The sequence below is a fragment of the Pseudomonas sp. IPO3747 genome, assembly GCF_013385245.1.
GTDB lineage: Bacteria > Pseudomonadota > Gammaproteobacteria > Pseudomonadales > Pseudomonadaceae > Aquipseudomonas > Aquipseudomonas edaphica.
Window position 1 is genome coordinate 64,460 of sequence record NZ_JACAQL010000022.1, and the last position, 17,543, is coordinate 82,002.

4 protein-coding genes are annotated in these 17,543 nt (G+C 60.0%); all 4 read left to right on the plus strand.

Annotated elements, in window-relative coordinates:
* Positions 1 to 91: 91 nt before the first annotated feature.
* Positions 92 to 970 (plus strand): LysR family transcriptional regulator, encoded by an 879-nt coding sequence (locus tag HX790_RS21805; protein WP_017137470.1) that lies wholly within the window; start codon positions 92 to 94, stop codon positions 968 to 970.
* Positions 971 to 1,044: 74 nt separating this feature from the next.
* Entirely contained in the window at positions 1,045 to 2,229 is a 1,185-nt protein-coding gene (locus HX790_RS21810) for a DUF2252 domain-containing protein (RefSeq protein ID WP_026013734.1), read from the plus strand.
* Between the two features lie 280 nt (positions 2,230 to 2,509).
* A complete protein-coding gene (locus HX790_RS21815; protein WP_176992120.1) occupies positions 2,510 to 4,222 on the plus strand; it encodes a ShlB/FhaC/HecB family hemolysin secretion/activation protein in 1,713 nt (570 codons plus the stop codon).
* Positions 4,223 to 4,252: 30 nt separating this feature from the next.
* Entirely contained in the window at positions 4,253 to 17,539 is a 13,287-nt protein-coding gene (locus HX790_RS21820; protein ID WP_176992121.1) for a hemagglutinin repeat-containing protein, read from the plus strand.
* Positions 17,540 to 17,543: the final 4 nt, after the last annotated feature.

Sequence of the window (17,543 nt, forward strand, 5' to 3'; positions counted from 1 at the left end):
GCCTGCGCAGGCGGGGCAAATCTAGGTGGATTTTGTTCGGCGGGCAAACGATGATATCTCGCATCAGCCATTAGTTAATTTAGGGTCATGCATGCTGCGCTCCCATTTACCGCTCAATGCGTTGCGCGCATTCGAAGCTTCCGCCCGGCATTTGAGCTTCACCCGAGCGGCCATCGAGCTGTGCGTGACCCAGGCGGCAGTCAGTCATCAGGTCAAAAGCCTGGAGGCGCAGTTGAACGTCACCTTGTTCAAGCGCCTGCCACGCGGCCTGATGCTGACCCGCGAAGGCGAAACACTGCTGCCGGTCGTGCGCGACTCTTTCGACCGGATTGCCCTTACCTTAGGCCAGTTCGAAGGTGGCCATTACCGTGAAGTGCTCACAGTCGGGGCGGTGGGCACCTTCGCCGTCGGCTGGTTGCTGCCGCGCTTGCCGGACTTTCAAAGCCGCTACCCGTTTATCGACCTGCGCCTGTCGACCCACAACAACCGTGTTGACGTCGCCGCCGAGGGCCTCGACTACGCGATCCGCTTCGGCGCTGGCGCCTGGCATGGCACCGACGCCTGCCAGTTGCTTGAAGCGCCGTTGACCGTGCTGTGCGTGCCGCAGATTGCCGAGCAATTGCACACGCCGGACGACGTGCTCAAGCACACCTTATTGCGCTCTTACCGCGCCGATGAATGGAACCTGTGGTTCCAGGCCGCCGGGCTGCCGGCCGACACGCCGGTGCCGCGCAGCATCGTGTTCGACTCGTCCCTGGCGATGATGGAGGCCGCGCAGCAGGGCATCGGCGTGGCCTTGGCGCCGGCGATGATGTTCTCACGGCAACTGGAGAGTGATGTGATTCGCCAGCCTTTCAGCGTGGGCATCAGCACCGGCAGTTATTGGCTGACGCGCTTGCAGTCGCGGGCAGAAACCTCGGCCATGGCCGCGTTCAAAGGCTGGTTGAAAGCGCACAGCGCCCAGGCTTGAAGTTTTTATTCTTGAAACAAAATGAAACATTCGTGACGGGCCAGCCTCTACCGTACCCCGTACCGAGTGCTTCCATGAAAATTCCGCGCCCCTCTGCCCGCATGCCCCACCTCATCCAACTGCGCAACCTGAAGATGGCGCGCTCGGCCCATGCTTATGTGCGCGGCAGCACGGTGCAGTTTTACGAGTGGCTGCACAGCCAGCCCGGCCGCCGCTTGCCCCATGGCCCGGCGATCTGGATCTGCGGCGATTGCCACGCGGGCAACCTCGGCCCCACGGGTGATACCAAGGGCCGTATCGACATGCATATCCGCGACCTCGACCAAACCGTGATCGGCAACCCGGCCCATGACCTGGTGCGCCTGGCGCTGTCGTTGGCCACTGCCGCACGCGGCTCGGACCTGCCGGGCGTGACCACCGCACGCATGCTGGAAGAAATGATGGTGGGCTACGAACAAGCCTTCAAAGACAAGCCCGATGAAGCGCCACCGCGTCCGTCCCAAGTCAAGGCTGGCATGCGCAGCGCGGTGGAACGCACCTGGAAAAACCTGGCGCGTGAACGCATTGAAAATGCCCGGCCTACTATTCCGCTGGGCAAGCACTTCTGGTCATTGTCGCGGGCGGAAAAGAGCGCGCTGCAAAGTGTTTGCGCCTCGGATGAAATCCACCAGTTGGTGACCTCGCTCAAAGGCCGGCCCAAAGACGCCAAGGTCCAATTGCTTGATTCGGCCTATTGGGTCAAAGGCTGCAGCTCCCTCGGCTTGCTGCGTTATGCAGCCTTGTTGGGCGTGGGCGACAAGGACGACCAGGAATATTGCCTGATCGACATCAAGGAAGCCGTCGGCGCCGCCGCGCCCCGGGCGGCACGCGCGAAGATGCCACGCGACAATGGCCGGCGTGTGGTGGAAGGCGCCCGCCAGCTGTCACCGGGCCTGGGCGAGCGCATGCTGGCCACACGTTTTCTCGATCACGGTTTCTTCATCCGTGAACTGCTGCCTCAAGACATGAAGCTGGAACTCGATGAGCTGAGCGAGATCGACGCCATGCACGCCGCCGGTTACCTGGCCCGCGTGGTCGGCATCGCCCATGCCCGCCAGATGGACCGCGATACGCGCAAGGAGTGGATGGCGGTGTTGCAGGAAAACCGCTCCAAACAATTGGATGCGCCGTCGTGGTTATGGACCAGCGTGGTGCAGTTGGTGGGCAGCCATGAGCAGGGGTATCTCAACCATTGTCGGCGGTATGCGTTGGAGCACTAGAAGCGGCGCATGAGCGTTGTGGCTATTTATGGCGTTAAGAAAATTTCGCTATTATTTAGGAAATTTCCTATTTCATTAGTCGTTATTTTGAGAGTGTCAAGCCAAGGTCTATTGCCGCTTGTCGGAAAGATTAAATATCAAAAAATGCACAAATTTATTTTATTCTTATATATATCAATAAGTTATATCTATAATTCTGACTATTTTATAAATTGCCGGAATGTTGGCATATTCAAAGTTCGATGATAGCGTTCCGCCTTCAATTATCGACGGATCGAATATGCACTTGTCCACGCCATGGATTCGGCCATTACTGTGCCTGACAGTGTTGTGCCTCAGCGCTCACAACAGCGCCTTCGCCGCGACCAATCCAGGTGACCAGGACCTGATTCGCGACCGGCAAAACCGCCTGCTGGAAGAGCAACAGCGGCGTCTTGAAGAACTCAAGGACCTGCCCGGCAAAGAGCTGAAACCGGCGGCGCCCGCCACCCCCGTCGATACCCGTTGCTTCCCCATCCAGCACATTGAACTCAAGGGCGCCGACAACCTGTCTGTCGATGAGCGCGAGCGCCTGGTCAAGCCTTATGTCAATCAGTGCCTGGGGGTTTCCCAGCTGAATGAATTGCTCAAGCGCGTGACCGACTCTTACATCGACAAAGGCCTGGTCACCAGCCGCGCCTACTTGCCGCAACAAGACCTGTCCAGCGGTCGTCTGCAAGTATTGGTGGTGGAAGGCAAGCTCGAAGGGGTTAAAGGCGCCGACAACAGCAAGCTGTCCGAGCGCGAGTTGGCCATGGCGTTTCCCGGCCACACCGGCGACTTGCTCAACCTGCGAGAAGTCGAGCAGGCCATCGATCAGCTCAATCGGTTGCCGTCCAACCAGGCGCAAATGGAACTGGCTCCCGGCACCGCAGTGGGCGGCAGCACGGTGCTGGTCAAAAACAACCCGCAAAAACCCTGGCGTGCCAGCCTGTCGCGCAATAACGATGGGCAGCGCAGCACCGGCGAGCAGCAGTGGGGCACCGGCTTTGAATGGGACAGCCCACTCGGCCTGGCTGATCAACTGGTGCTGCGCGGCGGCCACGACGCGATCAGCGACCACCAGAAAACCTCAAAAAACGCCATGCTCTATTACAACGTGCCGTGGGGCTGGTGGAACTTCAGCTACAGCTACAACCAGAGCGATTACCGCTCGGTGGCCCAGGGCGACGGCTTTGACTTCAAGCAAACCGGCGACAGCCAGAACCACCAATTGCGCGCCGAACGGGTGATCCATCGCGACGCCCTGAGCAAAACCTCGGTCAACGTGGGCCTGGCCCATCTGCGCACCAATAACTACATCAACGACAGCCACCTCAAAGAGAGCAGCAACCGCCTCAGTGAGTTGCAGGTGGGCATCAACCACGGGCGCCGGATTGGCAGCGCCTTCGTCAACCTCGATGTCGGCATGCAAAACGGCACCGGCGCGTTCGACGCCCAGGGCAATCACAACCCCGGCCCAGGCGTGCCGGATGCGCGCTACCGCAAATACACCGCCACCGTCAGCTACCTGCAACCGTTCAAGCTGTGGGGCGAGTCCTTCAGTTTCACCAGCCTGGCCACCGGGCAGCGCAGTGAAGACGTGCTGTTCAGCCCGCAGCGCATGAGCCTCGGCGGTTCCTCGTCGATTCGTGGCTACAAGGACCAGCAACTGAGTGGCGACAGTGGCAGTTATTGGCGCAACGACCTGCGCTGGAGTCGCCCGGTGACGCTGGGTTGGCTGCGCCCGGTGTTCGGTGAGTACGGCGCCAGTGTTGGTTATGACCAAGGCGTGATTCGCAATGCGCGCTACAACGGCGAGTTACACGGCCGGGTCTCGAGCAACTCGCTGGAGCTGTTTGCCCGTGGCCAATACGTCAGCACCAGTGTGACCTTTGCCCACTCGCTGGAACGACCGGCCACGCTGCTTGAACGCGAAGCGCCGATCTACTTCCGCATGGATTTTTTCCTGTAATTCAACGCCCCGTTGCATCGAAAATTTGAAATGGATGTTCGCCAGTTTGCCTTCCTTGTTCGCCAGCCTTCGGCTGCCCTGAAAAGCCGTGACGCGTTCCTGGGCCTGCCCAAACGTGGCTTGGCCCTGATCCTGGCCAATGCGCTGTTCTGGCAGCCATTGCTGGCCCAAGCCGAAGGCATTGTGGTCAGCGCCCCCGGCACCAGCGTCGGCCAGGCCGGCAATGGCGTGCCGGTGGTGAACATCGCCGCGCCCAATGGCAGTGGCTTGTCCCACAACCAGTTCAAGGACTACAACGTCGGCGCCAACGGGCTGATCCTCAACAACGCCACCTCCACCACGCAGTCGACCCAGTTGGGCGGGATCATCCTCGGCAACCCCAATCTGCAGGGCCGCTCGGCCAATATCATCCTCAACGAAGTCAACGGCGGCAGCCCCAGCCAGTTGCGTGGCTACACCGAAGTGGCGGGGCAGTCGGCCAAGGTCATCGTCGCCAACCCCTACGGCATCAGTTGCAACGGTTGCGGCTTCATCAACACCCCCAACGTCACCCTGACCACCGGCAAACCCATCCTCGATAACGGTCGCCTGGACCGTTACCAGGTCGATGGCGGCGCCGTGACCATCGACGGCCAGGGCCTGAACGCCAGCAACGTCGACCGCTTCGAAATCATCACCCGCTCGGCGAAGATCAACGCGCAGATCAATGCGCGCAACTTGACCGTGATTGCCGGGCGTAACGACGTCAACGCCCAGACCCTGAATGCCACCGCACGTGCCGATGACGGCAGCGCCAAGCCGGAACTGGCGATTGACTCGTCGGCGTTAGGCGGGATGTACGCCGGTGCGATCAAGCTGGTGGGCACCGAAGCCGGTGTGGGCGTGAAGCTGGACGGGACGTTGGCGGCCAGTGGTGGGGATATTCAGCTCGATGCCAATGGGCGGTTGAGCATGGCGCAGGCGGCGGCCAGCGGCGCGGTCAACATCAAGGCCGCAAGCCTCGACGCCCAGGGACCGGTCTACGCCGGCACGGCGTTGGATGTGCAGACCCAAGGCGACCTGAACAGCCGTAAAACCCTCGCGGCCCGCGACAGCATCACCTTGACCAGCGGCGGCCAACTGACCAACAACGGCATTATCGAGGCCGGGGTCAACGCGGATAACACCCGCAACGCCACAGGTGATCTGAACCTCACCGCGCAAACCGTTAACAACAACGCCAGCAGTCTGGTTGCCAGTCGCAACCTGACCGTCAACGCGACACAAGCCCTGAACAACCAGGGCGGAACCTTGAGTGCCAAACAGGTCGCCAATATTAGCGCGGGCACCCTGGACAACCAGAACAAAGGCCGCGTGCTGAGCACGGGCAGCCTGACCTTGAATGCCAGCCAATTGCTCAACGCCCAGGGCGGGCTGGTGAACAGCAGTGGTCCATTGAGCGCGACGGCCGGGCAATTGAATAACCGCAGCGGCGAGGTGTCGAGCCTTGACACGGCCACGCTGAACATCGCTTCGCTGGACAACGTTGCCGGGCTGGTCACTGCGGGCAACGCCCTGAGCCTCACCGCCAGCGGCGCGGTCAATAACCAGGGCGGTCAACTTACCAGCCAAGGCACGCTGAACCTCAAGGCCGGTGCCGTGGATAACAGCGCCGCTGGCCGTATCGCCAGCAACCAGGCACTGACCGCCAACGTTGCCAGTCTGAACAATAACGCCGGTCAACTCACCAGCGTCACGTCGCTGACCCTGGACGTGAACAAGGGTCAGTTGAACAACCAGAGCGGCTTGATCCGTGGTCCGGCCCTGGCCCTGAACAACCTCGCCGACGTCGGCAACCAGAGCGGTGAAATCTCCAGCGCCCAGGGTTTCACCTTCACGGCGAAGAGCCTGGATAACACGGGCGGCAAACTGCTCAGCGATCAGGCCTTGAACGTGCGCCTGGACCAGGCGCTGACCAACGTCAAAGGCGTGGTCTCGGCCAACGGTCTTGATGTCCGTGCGGCCAGTGTGAACAACAGCACGGGTACGCTTACCAGTGACGCCGGTCTGTTGCTGAACCTGGACGGGGCCCTGGCCAACAACCAGGGCGAAGTTTCCAGCACGAACGCCACGCAAGTGCAGGTTGCCAGCCTGGATAACAGCGGCGGTAAGGTCACGGGCGATACCTCGTTGAGCGTTGATGTGCGTGGCGCGCTGAACAACCGCCAAGGCGTACTCGGCACCGGCCAGACGGCCTCGATCACCGCCGCGAGCCTGGACAACAGCAACACCGGCAAAGTGCTCAGTGACGGCAGCCTCACCGCGCGTATCACGGGCCTGCTGGACAACCAGAACAACGGTCTGCTCACCGCCAAAGGCACGATGGATGTGCAGGCGGGCAGCCTCGATAACCGGGGCGGCAGCTTGAGCGGCAGAGACTTGCTGACCCTGAACACGGCAAGCCTGGACAACCGTGGCGGCAAGGTCAGTGCCGACAAGAACCTGCAGCTCAACGTCACCCAGTTGAATAACCAGGACAAGGGCCTGCTCAGCGGGCAATCGGCGATCCAATACCTGGGCACGACCCTGAGTAATCAGGGCGGCTTGCTCAGTGGCGTGGGACCGGTGCGCCTCGACGCGACGACCGTGGAAAACACCGACGGGCGTATCTCCAGCAAGTCTGATCTGACGGCCAACGTCACCCATTTCAATCAGCAAAAAGGTGAATTGGTCGCCGAAGGTAATTTGCGCCTGACCGGCAGCACGCTCGATAACCGCAACGGCGGTCTGATCGGCGCGACAAAAGCGCTGACCCTCACCGTCGATGACATCAACAACCAGGCCGGGGAAATCTCCAGCGCCGTAGACGTGAACCTGGCGGGTACCCGCCTCAATAACAGCGGTAACGGCAAGCTGTTGGCCGGTACCGACCTGGGGCTCAAGGTGGCGCAGGTCATCAATCAGAGCGAAGGCCTGTTGTTCGGCAAGGGCAAGGTGACGCTGCAAGGCCTGAGCCTGGACAACAGCGGCGGCACGGTGTCCGGCCAACAAGGCCTGACCCTGACCCACAGTGGTGATCTGAATAACACCGGCGGCTTGCTCACCAGTCAAGGCTCCATCACCGCCACAACGGCCGGGCTGAACAATACGGCGGGCAAGGTATCGAGTGCCGGTGCCATTGCGCTAACCGCTACCGGTGCGATGACTAACCACAATGGCGCCGTGACCACCGACCAAGGCTTGATCCTTAACAGTGCCAGCCTGGGCAATAGCGGGGGCACACTCAGTGCCAAGGGTGCGGTAGGCGTTACCACCGGTGCTTTTGACAATACCCAGGCCGGTCGCCTGATCAGCAATGACACCCTCACTCTGACTGCCGGCCAGGTCAGCAACGGCACGCACAGTCGTATTGCCAGTGACAAAAATCTGGTCGCCAGCGTGACGGGTTTTGATCAGCAGGGCGGACAGCTCTACAGCAAGACCTCACTGAGCCTGGACCTGAACAACGGTCAACTGAACAACCAGCAAGGCCTGATCAACGCGCCGTTACTGATGCTGAAAAACCTCAATGGGGTCAACAACCAGAACGGCGAAATCTCCAGTGCCCAGGCGTTCACCCTGGCCAGCAAAAGCCTGGATAACAGCAGCGGCAAACTCATCAGCAACCAAGCGCTGACCCTGCGCGTTGAACAGGCTCTGAGCAACATTAAGGGCCTGGTTTCTGCAGCTGCGCTGCAGGTGCATAGCGCCAGCCTGGATAACAGCGGCGGTCTGCTCAGTAGCCGTGGCGAGTTAGGTCTCACGGTTGACGGTGCTTTCAAGAACCAGGACGGCTCGGCGATTGGCGACGGCAACGCGCAACTGACGGCGGCCAGCCTGGACAACACCGACGGCCAGGTTTCCAGCAAAGGTGATCTCACGGTGAACGTCGCGGCGGTCACCAACCAGAACGGCGCCCTGATCGCCCAAGGTGCGCTTGCCCTTACAGGTCAGACGCTGGACAACCGGAAAAATGGTTTCGTAGGCGCCAACCAACGTGCCGACGTCAACGTAGGCGCGGTGGATAACCGTGGCGGTGAGATCTCCAGCAAAGCCGCCGTGCAGATAACCGGCCAGCGTTTGGATAACAGTGACAGTGGCCTGGTGCTCGCCGCGACTGACTTGAAGCTAAACGTCGACAAGGTGCTGAACCGTAACAAGGGCCAACTCAGCGGCCAGAGCGGTGTGAACCTGGCAGGCGACAGTCTGGACAACAGCGGCGGCGGCCTGATCAGCCAGAAAGACCTTGCCCTTAAGCTCGGTGGCGAGCTGAACAACAGCCAAGGCAAGTTGAGCAGTGAAGGTCTGCTGACTGTTAACGCGGCGAGCCTGAACAACCGTCAAGGCAGCGTATCCAGTGCAGGGGCGTTAAACGTCACCACCCCAGGGGCCGTGGATAACCAAGGCGGGGAACTGGTCACTGATGCAGGCCTGACCTTGAGCAGCGCCAGCCTGGATAACAGGCAAAAAGGCACCCTCAGCAGCACTGCCGCGCTGAAGATCACCACCGGCGCGTTCGACAATAGCCACGCCGGCAACGTCAGCACCAGCGACACCCTCGACATCACCGCCGGCCAGTTGACCAACCAGGACGGCGGTCGCTTGACCAGCAACAAGGCCCTGATCGCCAAGGTCACCGGCCTGGATCAGCAGGGCGGCAAACTCTTCAGCAACACCTCGGTCGCACTGGACCTGAACCACGGCCAGTTGAACAACCAGGGCGGTCTGATCAACGGCCCGCTGTTGATGCTGAAAAACCTCAAAGGCGTGAACAACCAGGGCGGTGAACTCTCCAGCGCCCAAGCCTTCACTCTGGCCGCCGACAGCCTGGATAACAGCAACGGCAAGTTGCTCAGCAACCAGGCGCTGACCCTGCGCATCAACCAGGCGTTGAGCAACGTCAAAGGCCTGATCGCCGCCCAGTCCATCGACGGCCGTGCCGCCAGCCTGGACAACAGCGGCGGCACCCTGACCAGTCGTGGCGACACTTCGTTTAATGTCGACGGCCAGCTCAGTAACCAGAACCAAGGGCAGATTAACGCTGCCAATACCCTGACCCTCAACAGCACCGGCCTGAACAACCAGGGCGGCTCTGTGCTGGGCAAGTCCATTGCCATCGACCTGGGCAGCGCCACCGGCGACCTGAACAACAGCGCGGGCCTGATCACCACCGACGGCCAACTGACCATCACGCACCTGCGTGACCTGAGCAACCAGGGTGGCGAAATCTCCACCGCCCAGAACCTCAACCTCAGTGGTCGCACGCTGGATAACAGCACCGGCAAACTGATCAGCAACAACCTGCTGACCCTAAGCGGCAATAAGCTGGTCAACCAGAGCGGCCTGATCTCCGGCTGGCAGGGTGTCAGCATCAGCGGCGCGGACCTGGACAACCGCAACCAAGGCACCGTCTCCAGCCGTTATGGCAACGTCGACGCCACCCTGAGCAACAGCCTGCTCAACAGCGGCGCCGGTGCGCTGGTCAGCCAAAAAGCCCTGACCGTCAAAGCCGCCAGCCTCGACAACAGTGACAAAGGCATCCTCTCCAGTGCAGGCGGGCAAACCCTGACCGTCACCGGCCTGCTCAACAACGCCCAAGGTGGATTGATTGACAGCGGCGCGGCCCTCGACCTGCAAGCGCAAACGCTCAACAACGCGGGCGGCACAGTCAATGCGCAACAGGCACTCAGCCTGATCGGCACCAGCCTCGACAACAGCGCCGGCACCTTGATCGGCAACGGCACCGTAACCCTGGACCTGCTCGGCGCCCTGACCAACACCAATGGCAAGCTCGCCAGCGCTGGCGCGCTGCTGCTCAAACGCGCCACTGAAATCAACAACCAGGGCGGCCAACTGGCCAGCCAAGGCCTGCTGACGCTATTCGCGGGCAGCCTGGACAACCGCAATCGCGGCACCGTCGCCGCCAACGGCGCACTGGCAATCACCACCACTGGCGCCGTACAAAACAGCGGCGACGGCCTGATCTACAGCCAGAACGCCGACTTGAAGCTCAAGGCTGCGAGCCTCGACAACGCCAAGGGCTCGATCCAAAGCCAGACCACCCTGAACCTCGACATCAGCGGCGACCTCGACAACCAAAGCGGCAAAGTCATCGCCCAGGCCGGTGATGTGGACATCAACGCCGCGACCCTCGACAACCGTGGCGGCACCCTGGCCAGCCTCAAAGGCGCCCTGCAAGCCAAAGCACTGGGCGGCTGGCTGCGCAACGACTTCGACCTGAACAACAACCGCCAGGCCGGCATCATCCAGGCACAAAGCCTGATCCTGACCAGCGCCAGCCTCAACAACAACGGCGGCCGAATTGCTGCACAGAGCGGCGACACCGTTGTCACCACAGGCGCCTTCGACAACCGCGACGGCGGCCTGTACGCCAAAGGAGCGGTCAAGGTCACCGGCGGCAGCTTTGATAACAGCGGCGATGTACGCGGCCAGGTTGCAGGCAGGCAGATCGACCTCAACCTCAGCGGTGCGCTGAACAACCAGAAAGGCATCATTGAAAGCGATACCACCCTGAAAGTCGTTGCGGGCAGCGTGGACAACCAGAAAGGCCAACTGCGGGCGCTGGGGGCTAGCGGTAAGACTGAGTTTCAGATTGGTGGGGTGTTTGATAACCGCAACGGCACGTTGGAAACCGCCAACAGCGATCTGACGTTGAACGCCGGCAGCTTCCAGAACGTGGGCGGCAGTGTCTTGCACGTGGGGGCTGGTACGTTTGATATCAGTACCGCCAACCTGACCAATGCGGGCGGCACCGTTATCACCCGCGGCGGCCTGACCCTGACGGCCGACAACTGGACCAACAGCAGCGTGATCCAGGCTGGGCGATTGACGGTTAACGTCAAGACGCTCAACCAAACGGCAGGGGGGCAGTTACTGGCTTCCGATAGCTTGATTGGTGATGGTGGTAACTGGAGTAACGATGGGCTGATTGCCAGTGATGGCGGCCTCAAGCTGACGCTGGGCGGAACCTATAGCGGCAGTGGACGCGTCAGCAGCCTCGGAACACTGGGCCTGAGTGCCGCGCAAATGAACCTCAGTAGCGCCGCCACGCTCGCGGGAGGCGGCAATACGGCGGTGTCTGTGGCGGGCCAGTTGAATAATGCCGGGCGCATGACGTCGGCGACCGACCTGACCTTGACCGCCGGTAGCGTGAACAATACCGGGACCCTGGGCGCCGGCCAGAACCTGACAGTGACTGCCGGGACGTTGCTCAACGACCGCGGCCTGATCTTCAGTGGCGCAGACATGCAGCTGCTCAGCCCGAGCTTCACCAACAGCTACGCCCAGGTCTACAGCTTGGGGAGTTTACTGATTGCCCGGGACAAAGACGGGACCAAAGCAGACCTGCTGGACAACCGTTCCGCAGGGATCGAAAGCGTGGGCAACCTGACCCTAGCCGCCGCCACACTCAACAACACCATGGACGTGTTGCAGTACACCGAACATGAGAAAAGTGCCACGACCATCACTCGGCTATCGTGCGCACTGATACCCATATGGGGCTGCGACAATCGGGGCGGTGGGCGCTTCAACGGCCTTTGGGAGGTATCAGAAACCGACCGCTTGCTGATCACGCTGCGGTCCGCAGCGGCCACGATCAATAGCGGTGCGGATCTGGTGATCAATGCCCGAGAACTGAACAACACAAGCAGCAGCATTAGCGCTGCCGGAAACCTGACGGCGAATGCCACGACGATCAACAACAAAGGGCTGCAAGCGCAAGAGATCAAATCCAGCCAGCAATACGTGAGTTACGTCGACCAGACAGGCAGAGCCGCGCAACTGGCCGCTATCTTCAATCAGCGAAACAGCCCGACTCCTTCTGCCACGGTCGAGGCGGACCTGAGCAACTTTCTGGCCTTGACCGGGCCACCGGCGGTCCCTCTGCCCAAGAGTTCAACCGTCACCAACATCGAGTCTTTGGACGCGATTATTCAGGCAGGGGGCGCAGTCACACTCAACGCTGTCCAGAACATTAACAACAGCGTAGTTCGTCCCTACTATGCCTATGTTTCGGCGGGTAAAACCAAGATCGACACGGGCGCAGGCAGCGGCTACTCGACGGCGATTTCCATCAATGCGCAACTCCCTCCAGATGTCGCCCAGCAACAAGTCAACCCGATAACGCTTCCCGGCTTTAGCCTGCCGACAGGGCAGAATGGTTTGTTTCGCCTGAGCGGCCAAGGTGCTGCAACACCGACCCAACAAGGCCCGCAAAGCTGGACCATGGGCAGCGCGGTTATCGACACTGCCCAACGTGAACAAGCGGTGCCTGCCAGTGGCGGCAGGGCCGTGCAGGTGGGCAATGCAGCTCAAACCGCAGTGACCACGCAAGCTCCCGTGCACACCGCTGACCTGGCGGCCAATGTATCCGGTAGCGCCACGGCCCTGAACGTGGCCCCGGTCGTAGATCCTGCCACGGGCGCCACGTTGCCCGGCCGGTCAGACGTCGGCGGTGTCAGCTCGGCAACGCCCGTAGAGGGGCAAGCGACATCGGCAGGCGCGTTGACCGTCAACCGTGTGCAAGGGCTGCCTGACAGCAGTTACGTGTCCAATCCTCAAAAGTATTTGATCGAAACCAACCCGGCTCTGACCGACCTCAAGCAATTCATGGGCTCGGACTACCTGCTGTCGAAGCTTGGTTACAACCCGGATAACAGCTGGAAACGCCTGGGTGATGGTCTCTACGAACAACGACTGATCCAGCAAGCCGTGATCGCCCGCACCGGACAGCGCTTCATCGACAACCAGACCAGCGATGCCGGTTTGTACAAATACCTGATGGACAACGCCATCGCCAGCAAGCAACAACTGAACCTGGCCGTAGGCGTAAGCCTCACTTCCGAACAGGTCGCGGCGCTGACCCACGACATCGTGTGGATGGAAAGCGCCTCCGTAGCCGGTCAACAAGTGCTGGTACCGGTTTTGTATCTGGCCCAAGCCAATAACCGTCTTGGCCCCAACGGTGCACTGATCGCCGGTAACGACGTCAACCTGATTGCCGGTGAAAACCTCAACAACGTCGGCACCCTGCGCGCCACCAACAATCTGTCGGCCAGCGCCGGCGGCAACCTGGTCAATAGCGGCCTGATCGAGGCCGGTAATCGTCTCGATCTGTTGGCGGGCAATAACCTGATCAACAAGGCGGGCGGGATCATTTCTGGGCGCGACGTGAGTCTCACGGCGGTTAACGGCGACGTGATCAACGAGCGCACGGTTACCACTCACGAGAGCAGCGGCGGGGCGTACATCCGAGAGGTGCGGCAGGACTTTGTGGACAACGCTGCCCGTATCGAAGCGGCCAACAACCTGAGCGTACGCGCCGGTCGCGACGTTAACAGCGTTGGCGGCGTGATGAGCAGCGGCGCCGACATGACGATAGCGGCGGGGCGCGATGTGAACCTCATCGCAGCCGAAAAACGCACTGGCCGTGGCACCACAGAGGCTAGCACCGGCAGCGTCACCCAACACGGCACCGTGATCGAGGCCGGCCGTGACTTCCGTGTGCAGGCTGGGCGTGATATCAGCGCCATTGCCAGCCGGATCGACGCCAAGCGTGACGTTGCCATGGCCGCCACGGGCGACCTGACCTTGGCTTCAGGCGTGGATGAACAGCATTACTCGTATAACACCAAGAAGGTCAAGATCCAGGAAGACCACGCCCAGCAAGTGTCCACCACGGTGAAGGCCGGTGGTGATGTGGCGTTGAGTGCCGGGAATGATTTGGCGTTGATTGCCAGCCGGGTGACGGCGGGGGATGAGGCGTATTTGTACGCGGGTAAAAATCTGGAACTCAAATCCGCTGAAGACCAGGACTACAGCTTCTTTAGCAAGACCAGCAAGACATCGTCGGGCAAGAAGTTCCGCCTCGATGAGACCGATACCGTCACGAACGTTGGCAGCTTGGTCAACTCAGGTGGTAACAGCACGTTGGTAGCCGGTGAAAACCTGCTGTTGGCCGGCAGTGCCGTGACTGCCGAGAAAGGTGCTGCGAAATTGGTGGCCGGCAAGGATGTACAGATTCTGGCCGTGACCGATTCCGACAGCGTTAGCCATGAGCGCAAGGAAAGCAAAAGCAGTTGGGGTGGGTTCAAGTCGAGCAAGGTTGAGGACCAGGTCGACGAGAAACGTACCACTGCGGTGGGGAGTATGGTCTCCGGCGATACCGTCACTGTTGCGGGCGGGCAAGACGTGAAAGTGACGGGTTCGTCACTGGTCAGCACCGGCGACCTTACGGTACAGGCCGGACGTGACCTGGCCATCGACGCGGCGCAGAACACCTTCTCGCGCACTGACATGCATAAGGAAAAGAACCGCGACCTGACGGGTGTGCTAACCGGCAATAAGCTGGGCCTGGATGACATCACCGGCAACCAGCATCTGTTCATCAATAGCCAGAAACATAACGGCACTGCGACAGAAACTACGCTTACCGGCAGCACAGTCGGTTCCAGTGCTGGCAACGTAAAGCTGGAGGCGGGGCGTGAGCTGAAGGTGGTGGCCAGTGACTTGGTCAGTACCAAGGACATGGATCTCAAAGGCTCCAATGTGACCATTGCTGCGGGTATGGAGAATGCCAGCCAAAGCACGGTCGACAAGTCCAAGAGCCTTGCAGTTGGGCGCGTTATCGGCGGAACCGTTGTCGATACCGCCAGGAGCATCCGCGACGGGGTTGAGGCCGCTAAAAATGCCGATGATCCTCGGCTCAAAGCGGTGAAGCTGGCTCAGGTTGCCTTGAACACCTATAACCTGGGCGGCCAGATGGCGGATGCCAATGGTCAGGGTTCTGGTTTCGCGGATAAAAAAGGAGGCACGGCCAGCAACGGCTCACTGATCAAAATTGGCACCGAACTGGCCAATACCAGCAGTAAAAATACCACTGAGTACCGCAGTGAAACGGCGAAGCAAAGCACGCTCAACGCCGGTCAAGGGCTATCGATTGTGGCCACCGGCAAGGCCGCAGAAACCCAAGGTGATATCCATGTCATTGGCAGTGAGCTGAAGGCAGCCAATACCACGCTCATCGCCAAAAACGACATCATTCTGGAAAGCGCACAGAACACTACCGAGCGGAAAAACGACAGTAACAACAATAAAACCAGCATCGGTGCCAGCTTCAATATCGGCGAGCAAAACGGCTTCACTCTGGACCTCGGTGCACAAATTGCCAAAGGCATGGGTTCCGGCAGTTCTGTTACTCAGGTCAACACCAAACTGGACACTGGTGCGCTGGTTCTGAGCAGTGGCCAAGACACCACACTGGCGGGTGCCCAGGTACGTGCTGACAGCATCAAGGCGGATATCGGCGGTAACCTCAACATCGCTTCGCGCCATGACACCGACACCCAGAAGAGCAAGCAAAGCAGCGCCGGTGTTGGCGCAAGTATCTGCGTGCCACCATTCTGCTACGGTACGACGGTGACGGCGTCCGCGAACATGTCTGCCGGCAACATGAACAGTGACTACAAGGCGGTCACCGATCAGACGGGGCTGTATGCGGGCAAGGATGGCTACACACTGGATGTGGGTAAAAACACCACGCTACAGGGCGCCGTCATTGCGAGCGAAGCCAGTGCTGACAAGAACCTGTTGATTACCGATCGCTTGCTTACCAGTGACATCAAGAACACCAGCAAGATCAACAGCACTTCGGCAAGCGCAGGCATTTCCGGAGGGTCCAGCGGTATCACAATGGGCCCGCCTATGGGCGCAGTACTCAGTGAGTCCGACAGCAGCAAAACCCGGGCGGCGGTCAGCGAGGGCACGATTGTTGTGCGTAACCCTGAGGGCGCCAACGATCTGGTCGGCCTCAATCGCGATACGCAAAACGCCAACAAGCACCTCGACAAGCCAGATGAAAAGGCTATGCGCGAACGCATGGACCTGATCAACAGCTCTGCGCAACTGGCCATAACGATCGGAAGCACCATTGGCAAGGCGAAGATCGACGAGTCTGAAGATCCCAACAGCGACGCGGGTAAAGCTGCTCGGCAGAAGTTGCTGGACAGTGGGATCAGTGACCCGACCACCGCACAGGTGAGGCAACAGGCTGAACGGGATTACGGCGTTGGCAGCAGTTTCCAACGCACGACGCAGACCGTGACCGCCATCGTGCAGGGGATCGCCGGTGGCAATGTGGGAGCGGCCATTGCGGGGGCATCCGCGCCCTACCTCGCGCAACAAGTAAAAGACCTGACGGCAGGTGATGACGCCGCCAACCTGATGGCTCATGCGGTGTTGGGCGCGGTATTGGCCAGGGCTGGTGGTAATTCGGCGCTGGTGGGGGCCGGTGGTGCGTTAGCAGCGGAAGCCACGGCGAGGTTGATTCGTAGTGAGCTGTACGGAAACGTCAGTAATGACGAGCTGACATCGGAGCAGAAACAAACGATCTCTGCATTGTCGACGTTAGTGGCAGGGATTGCGGGTTCTGCTGTGGGCAAGGATGCGCTGAGTGCGGTGGCGGCGGCTCAGGCTGGGAAGAATGCGGTTGAAAACAACCAATTGAGCGCGAAAGATGTCGTGGATTTACAGACTGAACTCGCAAAAGCCAGTAAAAATGGACAGCCAACAGAAGCCATTTGGGAGAAATACAAAGAGTTGAGCGCTGAGAAGCGCGCAGAGATGCTGGCAGGCTGTGCGGGCACGGGCGGGCTTTGCAGCGTGGGTTACCAGTCTGAGTATGAGGGTGGGATACAGACGGCTGATAGTGTCAGTAGCATGCGCTGGTTCTTCGGCCTTTCAGAAGCAGACGCTTCACGCCTGAGCCAGTTTGTCACCGAAGAGAACCAGTACGACATGGGGCTGTTGTACAACTCCCTACCTACATGGGAGAAAGCAGCTTTAATTGGGAAAGAGGTGCTTACCTCTACAGGTGCGTCGATAGGGCGTGATAAAACGTCTATCGCGTCGATGATTGGGAAGAATAAGGGAGGGACGTCGGGAGCGCAGGCGGGGCAGGATAAAACGTCGGCAGACGGTAAAGGGGTTATGCCGTCTGGTGCAAAAGGAATATCTTCAATCGTGGAGCCAAAAATTGCTCAGCAAATGGGGAAGCGAGGTTGGACAACCGATTCTCTTGAAGGTGTTATCGCAAACCCAAGCAAGACTGTTGTGACTAAAGATACTAGGTTCGATCCGGCTTCTGGTACTAGACTCAATGATCCCGCAACTGGTTATGTAGCCAAAGATGGTTCTTACGTTGTGCGGAATGACCGGACTGGTACGATCGTGCAGGTATCGGATAAGAATGATAAAAATTGGGTCGCGCCATGGGACTAAATGT